The sequence below is a fragment of the Vibrio sp. Vb1026 genome (assembly GCF_033338745.1).
Taxonomy (GTDB): domain Bacteria; phylum Pseudomonadota; class Gammaproteobacteria; order Enterobacterales; family Vibrionaceae; genus Vibrio; species Vibrio alginolyticus.
In genome coordinates this window covers 79,026-92,411 of sequence record NZ_JAWOTH010000009.1, presented here as the reverse complement: position 1 = coordinate 92,411, position 13,386 = coordinate 79,026, and the positions used below count along the sequence as shown (strand labels likewise).

The 13,386-nt window shown below is 47.0% G+C and carries 9 protein-coding genes; 8 read left to right on the top strand and 1 reads right to left on the bottom strand.

Annotated features, from left to right (window positions below; genetic code table 11):
- Nucleotides 1-118: 118 nt before the first annotated feature.
- Entirely contained in the window at nt 119-2,443 is a 2,325-nt protein-coding gene (locus R7E47_RS14710) for an FdhF/YdeP family oxidoreductase (RefSeq protein WP_213899879.1), read from the bottom strand.
- A gap of 675 nt (nt 2,444-3,118) precedes the next feature.
- Here R7E47_RS14710 and R7E47_RS14705 point away from each other — a divergent pair.
- From R7E47_RS14705 to R7E47_RS14670, 8 genes are all read left to right on the top strand, one after another.
- Nucleotides 3,119-4,003, top strand: a complete 885-nt coding sequence (locus tag R7E47_RS14705) for a LysR family transcriptional regulator (protein ID WP_005376096.1) — start codon at nt 3,119-3,121, stop codon at nt 4,001-4,003.
- A gap of 53 nt (nt 4,004-4,056) precedes the next feature.
- A complete protein-coding gene (gene fdhD, locus R7E47_RS14700; RefSeq protein ID WP_064369243.1) occupies nt 4,057-4,887 on the top strand; it encodes a formate dehydrogenase accessory sulfurtransferase FdhD in 831 nt (276 codons plus the stop codon).
- Nucleotides 4,888-5,292: 405 nt separating this feature from the next.
- Nucleotides 5,293-6,687, top strand: coding sequence for a hexose-6-phosphate:phosphate antiporter (gene uhpT, locus R7E47_RS14695; protein ID WP_021707729.1), 1,395 nt, complete (start codon nt 5,293-5,295; stop codon nt 6,685-6,687).
- Between the two features lie 138 nt (nt 6,688-6,825).
- Nucleotides 6,826-7,434 carry a transcriptional regulator UhpA gene (gene uhpA / locus R7E47_RS14690; RefSeq protein ID WP_005376090.1) on the top strand — a complete coding sequence of 203 codons (609 nt, stop codon included), beginning with the start codon at nt 6,826-6,828 and terminating at the stop codon, nt 7,432-7,434.
- The gene (uhpB, locus tag R7E47_RS14685; protein ID WP_318084515.1) at nt 7,434-8,936 is read left to right on the top strand and encodes a signal transduction histidine-protein kinase/phosphatase UhpB; all 1,503 of its coding nucleotides are present in this window, start codon (nt 7,434-7,436) and stop codon (nt 8,934-8,936) included. Before uhpA ends, uhpB begins: the two co-directional genes overlap by 1 nt.
- 6 nt (nt 8,937-8,942) lie before the next feature.
- The gene (locus R7E47_RS14680; protein ID WP_318071781.1) at nt 8,943-10,283 is read left to right on the top strand and encodes an MFS transporter; all 1,341 of its coding nucleotides are present in this window, start codon (nt 8,943-8,945) and stop codon (nt 10,281-10,283) included.
- 124 nt (nt 10,284-10,407) lie between these two features.
- A complete protein-coding gene (gene manA / locus R7E47_RS14675) occupies nt 10,408-11,625 on the top strand; it encodes a mannose-6-phosphate isomerase, class I (protein WP_256900957.1) in 1,218 nt (405 codons plus the stop codon).
- A 351-nt stretch (nt 11,626-11,976) separates the two neighbouring features.
- Nucleotides 11,977-13,239: a hydroxymethylglutaryl-CoA reductase gene (locus R7E47_RS14670; RefSeq protein WP_213970856.1), complete on the top strand. Its 1,263-nt coding sequence runs from the start codon at nt 11,977-11,979 to the stop codon at nt 13,237-13,239.
- Nucleotides 13,240-13,386 lie beyond the last annotated feature (147 nt).

Sequence of the window (13,386 nt, the reverse complement as noted above, 5' to 3'; positions counted from 1 at the left end):
GTCATTAACATTATACACAAGCTATGCGCACTAAATGCAGACTGAGCGCAATTAAAAACGGCTGATAATTAATATCAGCCGTTTGCTTATCGGAAATGTCGTTGTGCCGGTTTGGTCACTATTCCGCGTCCACCAAAGCGATCTTATCGGATGTCGATTTTTCCAATTTTATCGCAATAAACTTAGAGGTTGGCGTAAACGTTCTATCCCCATAACTGTCCAAAGGAACTAATGGGTTTGTTTCTGGATAGTAAGCCGCCGCCTGACCTGCTGGTACATCATAGGCAACAAGCGTAAATCCGCTCACACGGCGCTCAACGCCATCTTCCCACAATGACACCATGTCCACTTTGTCGCCCGGTTCAAAACCGAGTTTACGAATATCCGCTTCATTGATAAACAGCACTTCGCGCATACCAAATACTCCACGATAACGGTCATTCAAGCCGTAAAGTGTCGTATTGTATTGGTCGTGTGAGCGCATGGTTTGCAAGATCAAATCTGGCTTTTGGCCTTTTTCGAGTATCGCTTCGCTGATCAACTGTTTCGGCAACTCGCTAGAGCTGAACTGTGCTTTGCCGCTTGGTGTATTCCATCGACGCTCAGCAGCAAGGTTTACCAAGTGGAATCCACCCGGGTGTTTAAGCTTATGGTTAAAGTCGGTAAAGCCCGGAATCGTGTCGGCAATCAAATCGCGAATACGGTCGTAATCTTCAATCGCCCACAACCAATCAATTGGTTTTGCCCCGAGTGTAGCATTGGCAATACCGGCAATAATCGCTGGTTCTGAACGCAAATGCTCCGAACGTGGTTTTAGCTGACCAAATGAGATATGTACCATGCTGAAGGTATCTTCAACCGTCACGCCTTGTGGGCCAGTCGCTTGCTGATCAATCTCAGTACGGCCTAAGCATGGAAGAATAAGCGCATCTTTACCTGTGACAAGGTGAGAACGATTTAACTTCGTCGAAATGTGCACGGTTAAATTACAGTTTCGCATCGCGTTGTGCGTACGTTCTGTGTCTGGCGTTGCTTGTGCAAAGTTACCGCCCAAACCGATAAATACTTTCGCTTGCCCTTCTTCCATCGCTTTAATGGCTTGCACAGTGTTGTGGCCTTCACCGCGCGGGACGGCAAAGTTAAATCGACTTTCAATGCGATCCAACAACAGATCTGAAGGTTTTTCATCAATGCCCATCGTACGGTCGCCCTGAACGTTACTGTGACCTCGCACAGGTGAAAGACCCGCGCCCGGCTTACCAACGTTACCTCGTAACATTTGCACGTTTGCGACTTCTTTAATGGTAGGCACAGAGTGACGATGCTGAGTCAACCCCATCGCCCAACACATGATCACACGTTCTGCACGTCGATACATGCTCGCCACCATCTCGATTTCACTTAAATCAAGACCCGATTGTTCCGTGATGTGTTCCCAAGCGGTTGCGTCCACTTCAGCCAAATAGTCATCTATACCTATCGTGTGTTGTTTGATGAATTCACGATCAAATACCGCTTTGCCACCGTTTTGCAATGCCTCGCGTTCCCATTGCAACAAGAATTTCGCGATGCCACGAAACACTGCCATGTCTCCGCCTAAAGCAGGACGCAGGTACGCCGTGTTGGTAGGTTCTGAGCCGTTACTCAACATCTCAATCGGCATTTGTGGGTTTTGGAAACGCTCTAATCCGCGCTCTTTCAGCGGGTTTAGACAGATAACCTGTGCACCACGTTTTACCGCTTCGCGCAGAGGTTCAAGCATTCGTGGGTGATTCGTGCCTGGGTTTTGACCAATCACGAAAATCGCGTCGGCTTCTTCAAAATCATCAAAGATCACTGTGCCTTTACCAACGCCAATGGTGTCTTTCATCCCGATTGCACTGGCTTCGTGACACATGTTGGAACAATCTGGGAAGTTGTTGGTACCGAATGCGCGCACAAATAGCTGATATAAAAACGCCGCTTCGTTGCTTGCACGACCAGAGGTATAAAACTCCGCTTGGTGCGGTGAATCCAATTGATTGAGATGCTTCGCGACAAGTGTAAAAGCCTCATCCCAAGAGACAGGCAAATAGTGGTCGGATTCAGCATCGTATCGCATTGGGTGCGTGATACGGCCTTGGTATTCCAACCAGTAATCGGTTTGAGTTGAGAGAGAAGAAACGCTGTGATTGGCAAAAAACTCAGGATCAACCAGACGATTGGTCGCCTCCCAGTTTACCGCTTTCGCGCCATTCTCACAGAAATTGACTTTACCACTATCTGGCGACTCGCCCCATGCACATCCCGGACAGTCGAAACCGCCATTTTGGTTGGTTTTGAGCATAGTGCGAATGTTTTTAACTGCATTTTCACTGCCCCACCAACTTCTGGTTACGGCTTTCAGTGCACCCCAACCACCAGCTGGACCTTTGTATGTTTTTATTTGTTCTTTTTGGCTCACGACTTTACTCCTCGCAGATATACCAGCAAGCAGGGTGCCCGTGAAAACAAGCGCGTTATTTATTGAGATAATGCGGAAGTATTGAAGGGCTTAGTTTCTAATCCATGTATTTTTTAATCCAAATAAGTAACCACTCAACATGCTCTCGCTTGTCCGAGCGTTTACTTATCTAGATATCTAGATTCTTGATATCGGATACCCGCCTACTGTTTCTAAGACTGGTAGATTCAATTCGCATTGTTGCGTCTTGATCTAAATCAAAGATTAAGTCGTTATTCAATATGCGTCCAATTGATAATCCTGACCGAGTGATAAACAAAATCTATGACGAATTTTTCCACTGACGGTCATAACATTTTTAATCAATACAACTTATGAGGTTAATCGTTTTCCCATCCGATTCCACCTAGTTCGCTTAACGAGCTCAATAAAATCGGTACTCTTGATAATAGATAATATCTATCACACTATAGATACTTTAAATTTGACCCTAATTAATATCAGAAATAGCCTTGATTCAGATCAATTTTGAGTGTGGTTTTATTCTTGACTTGGTTTTGGTTTTCCATTTCCCAGTTAAAACGCTCCAGCGCTTAAAAAGTACGGTAGTGCCGTGCCCTTTTTAGGGAGTTCCCCCCGTACATGTGACTCACAACGCAAGGTTAACAAGCCATTATGGATATCAAACAACTTAAATATCTCATCGCACTTGAACAGACCAAACACTTTGGTCAAGCCGCCGCATTGTGCCACATTACGCAGCCTACCTTGTCCATGAGAATCCGAAGCTTAGAGGAAGAACTCGATCTCGAATTAATCCAAAGAAGTCAACGATTTGAAGGGTTTACTGAAGCAGGAGAACGCATTTTAGCTTGGGCAAAAACCGTCTTAGCAGCTCATGATGGATTGCAAGCTGAAGCCGCCAACTGCCGTGGTCAGTTGGTCGGCTCTCTTCGGCTTGGAATGGTGCCACTCGCCAGCCAAAACCCGATGCAATTGCTCAAACCATTAGCTCACCAGTTCCCTGAGTTACGCTTTCAAATACTCTCCATGACGACCGAACAGATCATAGACCAACTCAATCGCAATCAACTAGATTTGGGGATGTGTTATGTCGATCAAGTTAACACCGCTTACTTCGATGTTATCGAGCTCGACTCGACCAAACTTGGCGTTTTATTCGATGAGCGTCATTTTGATTTTGCCGAATCTGAAGTGTTGTGGGAGTCACTCAATAACATTCCGCTAGGGCTGCTTTCGAAGGGTATGCACTATCGCCACTCAATTGATCTTAGCTTTGTGAGTAAAGGGCTAGTTCCGCAAACCGTCATTGAAAGTAACTCCACCTTTCACTTGATCCAAGCAGTAACCAGTGGCCTTTGTTGCGCCATTATGCCGCTGAACTGTGGATTAGAAGAGTTGAACGATACGCTTCGCATTATCCCTATCGAAGAAGCCGCCGTTCACGCCCCGCTAGGTTTGTTAAAGCGAAAACAAGAACCCTTCTCCGCGCTAACCGATCAGTGCTTCGCAGAAGCAAAAAACATATTCAATCGATAACAACAACCCACACGTCAATGTTTGGCATACATAACGGCTTATGAGGTGATTTCATGAGATGTACTACTCAATCTTATTTTGAACTGTCCGATTTCAATCAAGCACCACCTCAACCAAGTGCGTTCAATTACCGAGAATTGATTGATGGCCGCCCAGTGCAACAAATGTCGCTGGCGAGTGAGTCAGCTTTAGCTATCAGCTATAACGGCATTAGCCAAGCGGTCATGATGGTGACGCCAGGCCATCTGGAAGACTTTGTGAAAGGGTTTAGCCTAAGCACAGGCATCGTCCACGACTTCAAAGAGATCAAAGACATTGAAGTTGGTGGCGATCACGAATCTCACTATGCGGAAGTGGAAATCAGCAACCGCGCTTTCTGGGCGTTAAAAACACAACGCCGGAATCTTGCCGGCACAACTGGATGCGGCATTTGTGGTGTCGAGGCTCTGGAACAAGCTTTGCCTGATTTAGCACCGCTAACACCGTCTCTTCCTCCGCGCTCCGATGTATTCGAAGGGCTGCGAGACAAAGTCGCACTGCATCAAGAAGCCGCACGTGAATCTGGCGCGCTACACGCCGCTTTATTTTCAGATTTACAAGGCAACATCAAGTTGTGCCGAGAGGACATCGGCCGTCACAACGCGCTAGATAAGTTGATTGGCGCATTGGCCAACAATCACATCGAACCTAAAAGTGGCTTCGCAATCATGACAAGCCGTTGCAGCTTAGAGTTGATCCACAAAGCCGTTCGCGCGCGTATCCCCACTCTGGTTTGCTTATCTGCGCCGACAGCGTTAACTGTCGAATGGGCAAGAAGAAACCATTTGAACCTAATTCACTTACCAAAACACGGCTCGCCGCGTCTATACAGCCCTGCCCCTTAACACGTCAACCTAGCCGAATTCCTAATATTTCTAACAGAGACCTCTGGGTCTCTGTTGTTTGCTTCTCGTTCGCGATTGATAGCTAGCAACGAGACACTACTCTTCCAACCAAACGTACTCACCCCTTGTCAGCACTACGCTTAAGCATATTAATCCGCTTGCATTTGAACACTTTCTAATCCGATAAGAAACCAGTAAAAAACCCATAAATTAGTAAGGATTTTGTGTGACTCTTTTCACGCTTTTCTACCTTCCTAGGCATTTCTAGGAATTTTTCCTAGCCGATCTAGGCAACCATCTCATGTGCCTCACAAAACCACTCTCTAGAATTCCGCTCAGTCAAAGGTAACAAGAGCGCATAACGGTCTCCGTTGTGTTTCTAAAACAATTACAAGAGAGTTCATCATGTTAAAATTCCTCGAACAAGTGCGGAAGCCGACACTCGATCTTCCTGTCGAAGTTAGAAGAAAGATGTGGTTTAAACCGTTCATCCAATCTTACTTGGTCGTATTCATCGGCTACCTAACCATGTACTTGATTCGTAAGAACTTCAATGTCGCGCAAAACGACATGATCTCAACTTACGGTTTGAGCATGACAGACCTAGGTCTTATTGGTCTTGGCTTCTCCATCACATACGGCATCGGTAAAACCGTTGTGTCTTACTACGCTGACGGTAAGAACACCAAGCAATTCCTCCCTTTTATGCTGATCCTTTCTGGTCTTGCAATGCTTGGTTTCAGCTTCAGCATGGGCGGCGGTAGTGCAAGCCTGTTCTTGATGGTGGCTTTCTACGCTCTAAGTGGTTTCTTCCAAAGTACTGGTGGCCCTTCTAGTTACTCAACCATTACAAAATGGACACCTCGTAACAAGCGCGGCTCTTACCTAGGCTTGTGGAACATGTCACACAACGTTGGTGGTGCGGGCGCAGCGGGTGTTGCTCTTTTCGGTGCCAACTACCTATTCGACGGCCACGTAATCGGCATGTTCGTGTTCCCTTCTATCATCGCGATCATCGTTGGCTTTATCGGTATGCGCTTTGGTAGCGACTCACCAGAAGCTTACGGTCTAGGTAAAGTAGAAGAACTTTTCGATGAAGCAGTGAGTGAAGAAGACACCGCCGCTGAAGAAAACCAGATGACCAAAAAAGAAATCTTTGTTGAATACGTTCTTAAAAACAAAGTTATCTGGCTACTTTGCTTTGCCAACATCTTCCTTTACATCGTGCGTATTGGTATCGACCAATGGTCAACGGTATACGCGTACCAAGAGCTTGGTCTGTCAAAAGAAACGGCAATCTCTGGCTTTACTCTGTTCGAAGTCGGTGCGCTTGTCGGTACTTTGATGTGGGGTTACTTATCTGACTTAGCAAACGGTCGCCGCGCATTGGTTGCTTGTGTGTCTCTTGGTTTGATCATCGTATCGCTTGAGTTCTACCAACACGCCACTAGCGAGTTCATGTACTTAGCCTCTCTATTTGTATTGGGCTTCTTGGTGTTTGGTCCGCAACTTCTTATCGGTGTTGCCGCGGTTGGTTTTGTCCCTAAAAAAGCAATCAGTGTAGCTGACGGAGTAAAAGGTACATTCGCTTACCTAATCGGTGACAGCTTCGCGAAACTTGGTCTCGGTATGATTGCCGACGGTACACCTATCTTCGGCTTAACAGGTTGGAAAGGTACCTTCGCAGCCCTAGATACCTCCGCCATGATTTGTATTGTTTTGCTTGCTTTCGTCGCTATCGCGGAAGAGAAGAAGATTCGACACGCGAAGAAGCTTCAACTTGCACAAAACCAAGCCTAGCTTCTCTGCGCGCTTTACTTCGGTAAAGCGCGCAAGATCATTAAAAAGCATGGCTCAATTCAGTATCATTAAAGATTTTTCTATTGGCTCCTGTTGGAGCTTATTGTTGTTAGTCGTCTGCTCTATTTGGTTGTAATAATGATTCATGTTGCTCTAGTTGATGATCACGTCATCGTGCGTTCAGGTTTCGCACAATTATTAAATTTAGAAAGTGATATTACCGTTGTTGGTGAATTCGGCTCTGTCGCCGAAGCGCGAAAAGGCTTGCCTGCGGTACACCCTCATGTCGTCATACTAGATATCTCCATGCCAGATGAAAGCGGCTTAAACTTTCTCAGCGAAATACCAACTGGCATTGCCTGCGTGATGCTTAGCGTGCATGACTCCCCTGCGATGGTGGAAAAATCACTAAAGCTAGGTGCAAAAGGCTATCTTAGTAAACGCTGTAGCCCAGACGAACTTATTCAAGCCGTGAGAACCAGTGCTTCTGGCGGCTGTTACCTCACATCAGATATTGCACTTAAACTTGCAACGCCTAGCGACAACACCACCTCTCTATGCCAACTGACAAAACGTGAAAACGAGGTATGTCAGCTACTTGCGACCGGGTTGGATGTAAAGTCTGTCGCGGCAGAGCTTGGCTTGAGCCACAAGACCGTGCATGTGCATCGTGCGAATGCCATCGACAAACTCGGCGTGAAAAACAACGTTGAGCTCGCCAAACTATTTTCTCAAGAGTCCTTTTAATGCGAGCTTACGCTGTTACCACCATTTGCGGACTATTTGTTATGGCTTGCGCCTGGTTTTGCTTGTGGGTGATTGCCTATTACTTTGTCAATGATCCCGAGTTGGCGATCTTATTGTTTCCTTTCGCTTTACGATTAGGTGTCACCCTACACACTCGCACCGCTTATTGGCCGACGATTTACCTTTCGGAGTGGGGACTTTCCATCGCACTTGCGATGTTACTGGGTCAACCGCAGTGGCTTACCGTGCTGATTGCGAGCATTGCCAGTATCCCGGTCACACTGATTGCGAAAAAATACTACTACGGTGACCAAAACCGCCACTTAGCCGTCATGGGCATTGTGATCATCATTACCGCCTTCATCAACGTAATGGCGGTCGGATTTCACGTGCCTTCTGTTTACATGGTATGGCTGGCTAGCATTTCTGGAGGCTTGCTCGTGGTGCCTATGTGCTACCTGTTGTGGAGCTATTTGTTCCAAAGTCGTTGGTCTCCGCTTAGCTCTCTCCTACTTAGTAATGCCGTTGTATTTCAGGTGCGCCATATCGTGCTTTATGCGCTGCTTTTGATCGGCAGTATTTTGGTGCAAACCAGCTTGCCTGAAGAGCTAAAACGATTTGCGCCATTTTGTATGGCTATCCCAATCATCGTGTTGGCACTTCGTTACGGCTGGCAAGGAGCCCTGCTCGCCACCATGCTCAACAGCATTGCGCTGATTGCGGCTCGCAGCGGCGTATCAAATCTAGAAATCACCGATTTGTTATTATCTCTCTCGGCGCAAACCATCACCGGCATTATGCTCGGCTTAGGGGTTCAGAAACAAAAAGACCTCAATCACAAACTGCGCGGCGAACTTGCACGCAATCAGAATTTGTCTCGCCAGCTTATCAAAGCGGAAGAATCGGTAAGACGCGATATTGCGCGCGAGCTACATGACGAAATCGGCCAGAACATCACGGCAATCCGCACACAAGCCAACATCATTAAGCGGGTAAATAACACAGAAACACGCGTAGGTTGCGCAGACATGATTGAAAGACTTTCGCTCAACGTGTACGACACCACTAAGCGACTGTTGAGCAAGCTAAGACCCAAAATGCTGGATGATTTGGACTTGAAAGAATCCGTCGAGCAACTGACGCGAGAGATGGAATTCGCCAATCACGGAACAACTGTTCAATTGAACTGGCAAGGCGATTACACCAGCCTGAGTGACACACTCAAAGTCACCCTATTCCGTTTATGCCAAGAGTCATTGAATAACGCCGCCAAGTACGCAGGAGCGCAGTTGATCAATATTGAGCTGACAATTGGAGAAACGGCACTGTCACTGATGATTCACGATGATGGTGTCGGTTTCAAAGTTCAGGACGGTATGAAAGGCATGGGCGTTCGCGGCATGCAAGAGCGTGTGCACGCGTTAGGTGGAAAAATGGTTATCTACTCCACCAGCAATCAAGTGACTGGCACACAAATCAGCATTACTCTACCTAAGGTGTAACTCAAGATGTTTGGATTTTTACGTTCACCTAAATTTACTCAACCGAGTCTGAGCAACGAGCAAATCGACCAGCGTTACCGCCATTGGCGTTTGCACATTATGTTGGGGATGTACATCGGCTACGCAGGTTTCTACTTTACCCGTAAGACCTTTAACTACGCCGCACCAGCGATGATTACCAACCTTGGCTTAGATAAAGGCGATTTGGGTCTTATCGGTACACTTTTCTACATCACCTACGGCTGTTCGAAGTTTATTTCTGGCACGATTTCGGATCGCTCTAACCCTCGTTATTTCATGGGATTAGGATTGATTGCGACAGGTCTGGTCAACATCGCGTTCGGCTTTTCTAGCTCACTCGCGGCTTTCATTACTCTGTGGATCTTAAACGCGTGGTTCCAAGGCTGGGGCTGGCCTTCATGCTCCAAGCTGTTAACCACTTGGTATTCACGTTCCGAGCGTGGCTTCTTATGGGCGATTTGGAACACCGCACACAACGTTGGTGGCGCGCTGATCCCTATTTTGGTGGGCTATTTAACGTTGCACTACAGCTGGCGTGAAGGTTTTATTCTACCCGGCATCATCGGGGTGTTGCTCGGTCTATTCGTTTGTTGGCGATTGCGCGACAAACCCACAACAATGGGTTTACCAAGTGTCGGCCAATGGCGCAACGACGCACTAGAACTTGCGCAAGAAAATTACGGACGTGGCCTCACCTACCGCGAAATTCTGAAATCGTACGTATTTAACAACAAATACATCTGGCTGCTCGCGTTCAGTTATGTGTTGGTTTACATCGTCCGAACCGCAATCAATGACTGGGGAAACCTGTACTTGACCGAGCAGCATCACTATAGCCTGATTAACGCCAACGCTGCTCTGTCGATGTTTGAAATCGGAGGTTTTGTTGGTTCATTGGTTGCGGGTTGGGGCTCAGACAAACTCTTTGGCGGTAACCGTGGGCCAATGAACTTGCTGTTCGCGATTGGGATTTTCTTATCTGTCTCTGCGCTTTGGCTGATGCCTCTGACCAACTTTGCATTCCAAGCGGCGGGATTGTTCTCCATCGGCTTCTTTGTCTTTGGGCCACAAATGCTGCTCGGTATGGCAGCGGCTGAGTGCTCTCACAAAGATTCTGCCGGCGCGGCAACAGGATTCGTGGGCTTGTTCGCCTACATGGGCGCAGCATTGTCAGGTTACCCACTGGCGTTAATTCTTGAAGAATATCATTGGACGGGTTTCTTCATCACTATTTCAGTTTGTGCAGCCGTCATTGGCCTTTTGTTGCTGCCATTTTTGCAAGCGCAGCCATCACGAAAACCTCTCGAACCAAAGCCTCGGTTGTAAATCGACTTATCGCCCTTAGGGCAAATTGGCGAGTGACCTAACCGCGCTCGCCCTCCTTATTTAACGTATCTCTGCTCAATTTTTCTTCCGATTCAGTTCGGAGGGTTAACTATGGGAAAAAAACATGAATTTGAACACTATTTCATCGCATAGCTTCTTTCAAATGAACAACAAAATCCAAAACTACGCTTGGGGAAGCACCTCTTCTATTCACGATTTGTTTGGATTTTCTAACGAAACGAATGAGCCTCAAGCAGAAGTATGGATGGGTACTCACCCAAACGGCTGCTCTGAAGTTCAGGTTGAGCAAAACACGCTGCCTTTGTCTGAACTGATCAAACAAAACCAACCCGCTTATTTATCAGCAGAAACCGCAGCAAAATTTGGCGACCTGCCCTTTCTGTTTAAAATCTTAGCGGCCGAACACGCACTGTCGATTCAAGTTCACCCAAGCAAACAAGATGCCGAAATAGGCTTCGAAAAAGAACAAAGTGCCGGGATCCCACTAAACGCAAGCCATCGTAACTACAAGGATCCAAACCACAAACCTGAGTTGGTGTACGCGCTGACAAGTTACCAAGCCATGAACGGTTTTCGCTCGTATGCCGAGATTATTGAGGCATTTAGCCTTTGCGATATCGATGAGCTACGCACACCGCTAGATGCATTCAAACGCGAAATCAACTCACAAGGTTTACGCGATTTCTTTGTGCACATTCTGACCATGGAAGGAGAAACAAAAGAGCGTGCACTGAAACAGCTTCTTGCCCACGCTTCACGTCAATCGGAGCAAGGCACTGACAGCGACGTTTTCCAGCTCATCTTGGATCTATCCACTCAATACCCTGGCGATGTCGGCTTGTTTGCGCCATTACTGTTGAATGTCATCACGCTGCAACCTGGCGAAGCGATGTTCCTGAGCGCAAGAACGCCACACGCTTACATTAAAGGTACGGGATTAGAGATCATGGCGAACTCAGATAACGTTTTGCGTGCAGGACTCACGCCGAAACATATGGATGTTGAAGAACTGGTTAAATGCACAGACTTTGTGCCTAAGCCGTTTCACAGCCTTGTCCTAAAACCCAATGCAAATGGTTGCCAGAGCCTTTATCCCGTTCCAGTGGCAGACTTTAGCTTCAGCATTCTTAACCAACCGAACAATGAAGTGGTTGAGGCAAACAGCGCAGAGATTTTGATGGCGATTGATGCCGACCTGACACTCATCAGTGATAACGGTGAGACGTTAACCGCCGCGAAAGGACAATCGGTATTTGTTCCTGCTTACGTTGGCCATTACCGTATTAAAAGTGCGGGACGTGTGGCTCGCGCATTTAACTAACTTCTGAATAACAGATTCAAGCTAGCGTCTGACCCAAGGGACTGGGTTAGACAATTTATTCCTTTCATAGATTGAACCATTCCGCTCTTAAGGCACTCATGCTTACACCTTGTCGAATCCAAACACCTACAGACCAGTTTCTCTAAAAACCATAACCTCCCGGATCTACCATTTACTCAACATTCATTGTCAAAACCCATTTATGTCCGATAAATTCGTCGCTCCAATATCAAATCACTTGGATAATAAAGGCGCTTGCACAGTGGTATTTGTTGCAAAACGTATAATCAACGTTGTAATCAAAGCCTCAATCACTACAATCTCTGGTTCGATTTTTCAGTTAACGTTTGTATGCCGAAGTTAAACCAAGATAACCCTGTTCAAAGCTCCGCCCTTTCCGATATCGAAACCAGCAGTAAGATTCAATCGGCATTAGAACCGAAGTTTCACAAGCCAGAGAAACGTCTCTGCTTAAGCCCTGGCCTGTCGGATAAGCATTTGGCGCGCCGTTGGCAAGTATTGGAACACGTGACCAATAAAGATCATCTCCTTGATCCTTTCACGCAGTCACATTGCGATGCTTACTCCAACAACATCGAGCACTTCATTGGTACTGTTAATGTGCCGGTCGGCATTGCAGGCCCTTTGCGCGTCAACGGCTTGTATGCGAACGATGACTTTTTGGTTCCGCTTGCAACGACAGAAGCCGCGTTAGTCGCTTCCTACAACCGTGGCGCAAATCTTATCACCGCCGCTGGTGGCGCGAGCGCATTGTTACTAAGTGAAGGGGTGAGCCGAACACCAGTATTCGCCTTTAATCACCTTGCTGACGCCGGCCAGTTCGTCAGTTGGGTTGTGACCCAGTTTGACGTATTTCGTCAAATTGCGGACTCCACCACCTCACATGGCAAACTCAAAGACATCAATGTAAATATCGAAGGAAACCATGTTTATTTGGTCTTTGAATACGTGACTGGTGACGCTTCCGGACAAAACATGGTGACCATCGCAACAAACGAAGTGTTCCATCATATTTTGGCGACCAGCCCAATCAAACCAACTCAAGCATTCTTGGATGGCAACTTATCAGGCGACAAAAAACCAAACGCGCACACACTGCGCTCGGTACGCGGTAAGAAAGTATCCGCCGAAGTGACCATTCCTGCTGAGTTGGTGGAAAAATATCTGCATACGACGCCGGAGTCTATGGTTCAATTTGGCAAAATGACCACGGTGGGTGGTTTACTCAGCGGGACAATTGGCGTCAACGCGCATTACGCAAATGCCCTTGCCGCGCTGTACATTGCTTGTGGTCAAGATGCAGCTTGTGTTGCAGAGTCTGCCATTGGAATCACTCGTATGGATGTAGACGCTCAAGGCAACTTGTACGCGTGCGTGACCTTGCCAAACATCATGGTGGGGACGGTTGGTGGTGGTACTGGCCTTCCAACGCAAAAAGCATGTTTGGATATTTTGGGTTTGCACGGCAACGGCAATGCGAAAGCGTTAGCCGAAGTCGCAGCTGCGCTTTGTCTGGCTGGCGAACTCTCGATCGTGGGCGCATTTTGTGCCGATCACTTTTCTCGTGCTCACCATAAGCTTGCCCGAAAATAACCTTTGTTGCTTTGTACAAGAGAACATCCGTGTGGTTTTCTCTTGTGCAAACCAATGGGCTTTATTTATTGGCTCAATAATTTCTTGAAACTAACTTAAGCCTTAACAAACATACCAATCTCTTGTTAACAGTACTTTAGCTGTCCC

Excerpts from the sequence above, each read along its gene's own strand:
- R7E47_RS14705 (WP_005376096.1), top strand. The coding sequence starts at position 3,119 with ATGGATATCAAACAACTTAAATATCTCATCGCACTTGAACAGACCAAA.
- fdhD (WP_064369243.1), top strand. The coding sequence starts at position 4,057 with ATGAGATGTACTACTCAATCTTATTTTGAACTGTCCGATTTCAATCAA.
- uhpT (WP_021707729.1), top strand. The coding sequence starts at position 5,293 with ATGTTAAAATTCCTCGAACAAGTGCGGAAGCCGACACTCGATCTTCCT.
- uhpA (WP_005376090.1), top strand. The coding sequence starts at position 6,826 with ATGATTCATGTTGCTCTAGTTGATGATCACGTCATCGTGCGTTCAGGT.
- uhpB (WP_318084515.1), top strand. The coding sequence starts at position 7,434 with ATGCGAGCTTACGCTGTTACCACCATTTGCGGACTATTTGTTATGGCT.
- R7E47_RS14680 (WP_318071781.1), top strand. The coding sequence starts at position 8,943 with ATGTTTGGATTTTTACGTTCACCTAAATTTACTCAACCGAGTCTGAGC.
- manA (WP_256900957.1), top strand. The coding sequence starts at position 10,408 with ATGAATTTGAACACTATTTCATCGCATAGCTTCTTTCAAATGAACAAC.
- R7E47_RS14670 (WP_213970856.1), top strand. The coding sequence starts at position 11,977 with ATGCCGAAGTTAAACCAAGATAACCCTGTTCAAAGCTCCGCCCTTTCC.